Origin of the sequence: Streptomyces sp. SID3212, from assembly GCF_009865405.1 — a bacterium.
Taxonomy (GTDB): domain Bacteria; phylum Actinomycetota; class Actinomycetes; order Streptomycetales; family Streptomycetaceae; genus Streptomyces.
The window spans coordinates 1-1,426 of the sequence record NZ_WWJY01000314.1 but is presented as its reverse complement, the minus strand read 5'-3'; the positions used below and the strand labels follow the sequence as shown (position 1 = coordinate 1,426).

3 protein-coding genes and 1 pseudogene are annotated in these 1,426 nt (G+C 72.4%); 3 read left to right on the top strand and 1 reads right to left on the bottom strand.

Going from position 1 to position 1,426, the window contains the following annotated elements; genetic code table 11:
• A pseudogene (locus GT042_RS38900) lies at positions 1-202 on the bottom strand (hypothetical protein); the annotation flags it as partial.
• A 93-nt stretch (positions 203-295) separates the two neighbouring features.
• Between GT042_RS38900 and GT042_RS09575 the strand changes: the two are divergent.
• The 3 genes from GT042_RS09575 to GT042_RS09565 are packed head-to-tail and all read left to right on the top strand — an operon-like array spanning position 296 to position 1,381.
• Entirely contained in the window at positions 296-793 is a 498-nt protein-coding gene (locus GT042_RS09575; RefSeq protein ID WP_161308281.1) for an Asp23/Gls24 family envelope stress response protein, read from the top strand.
• A gap of 42 nt (positions 794-835) precedes the next feature.
• Positions 836-1,027, top strand: a complete 192-nt coding sequence (locus tag GT042_RS09570; protein ID WP_161308280.1) for a hypothetical protein — start codon at positions 836-838, stop codon at positions 1,025-1,027.
• 6 nt (positions 1,028-1,033) lie between these two features.
• Positions 1,034-1,381, top strand: coding sequence for a hypothetical protein (locus GT042_RS09565; protein WP_161308279.1), 348 nt, complete (start codon positions 1,034-1,036; stop codon positions 1,379-1,381).
• Positions 1,382-1,426 lie beyond the last annotated feature (45 nt).

Below are 1,426 nucleotides of genomic sequence, written 5' to 3'. Positions count from 1 at the left end.
CCGCCGCCGCGCGCCGCAGCTCCGCCGTCGCCGCCTGCTCCGTCACCCAGATCCCCTCCGACGGCCCGCCCGAAGGGAGCAGCCGGCCCAGACCCAGCCGCTGCCGCACCGCGGCCGTCCATCCGGGGGAGCCCTGGCCGTCGGTGCCCCGGTCCGAGGCGTCCGAGGAGCCGTGGCCGTCCGTGTTGTGCGCTGTCGTCATGACCCCAGCCTGCCGTATGTACGGTGCGTAACCGCCCAACCACCCCTAATGTGTGCAAAGGAGTCGATCACCGAGCGGAAAGGGCGAATGGCGATGTCAGACACCGCATCCCGCAATCAGTCCGAGCCTTCCGTCAGGGAGGGGGTGGGCGACGAGGGGCGCAGGGTCTCCGCGGGCAAGCGCGGCGGAGGCGCCCCCGGCTCGCGCGGCCGTACCACCATCGCCGACGGCGTGGTGGAGAAGATCGCCGGTCTCGCGGCCCGTGACGTGGTCGGCGTGCACGCCATGGGCAGCGGGATGTCCCGCACCTTCGGCGCCGTACGCGACCGGGTGCCCGGCACCGGGTCGTCCAAGTCCGTCAGCCGGGGCGTGAAGGCCGAGGTCGGCGAGGTGCAGGCCGCCCTCGACCTGGAGATCGTCGTCGACTACGGCGTGTCGATCACCGACGTCGCCCGGGTGGTGCGGGAGAACGTCATCTCCGCCGTGGAGCGGATGACGGGCCTGGAGGTCGTCGAGGTCAACATCGCGGTCAGCGACGTCAAGCTGCCCGACGAGGAGGACGACGACGACTCGGACACACGAGTCCAGTAAAGGGGTGGGGGAGACGGACGCGAAGCGGAGAAGGAGCGCACGATGAGCATGGCGATGGTCGGTGTGTTGGCCGGTATCGCGCTCGGGTTCGCCGGATATTTCGGCGGTTTCGGAGCGTTTGTGGTGGTGGCCGTGCTGGGCGCGGCCGGGTTTGTCGCCGGGAAGTTCGCGGACGGCGATCTGGAGCCCGGCGACTTCTTCCGCAGTCGCGACCGCGACGGCCGGCGGCGGTGATTGCCCGTGGCCGGTGACCAGGTGGTGGCCGCCGAGCGCGGAGTGACGACGATCGCGGACCGCGTCGTGGCGAAGATCGCCGCGCGCGCCGCGCGGGAGGCGATCGACCGCGTACCGGAAGGCGGGGAGGCACCGCACGCCTCGGTGACGGTGCATCACGGCGCCGCGCGGGTGCGGGTCGGTCTGGAGCTGGACTACCCCACCGACCTCGGCGCCCGCTGCGGCGCCGTGCGGCAGCGGGTCGCCCAGCGGGTGCGCGGGCTGGCGGGTGTGGAGGTGGCCGAGGTGGTGGTCCAGGTCGAACGCCTGCACTCCGTCCACACGCGGGGCGCCGACCTGGGGAGGATCCGATGAGCCACCCTTCCAACGAGCCGCACGAGCCGCACGAGCCGCACGAGC

Bases quoted from the DNA above. Each gene is read 5' to 3' on its own strand.
- GT042_RS09575 (WP_161308281.1), top strand. From the start codon at position 296: ATGTCAGACACCGCATCCCGCAATCAGTCCGAGCCTTCCGTCAGGGAG.
- GT042_RS09570 (WP_161308280.1), top strand. From the start codon at position 836: ATGAGCATGGCGATGGTCGGTGTGTTGGCCGGTATCGCGCTCGGGTTC.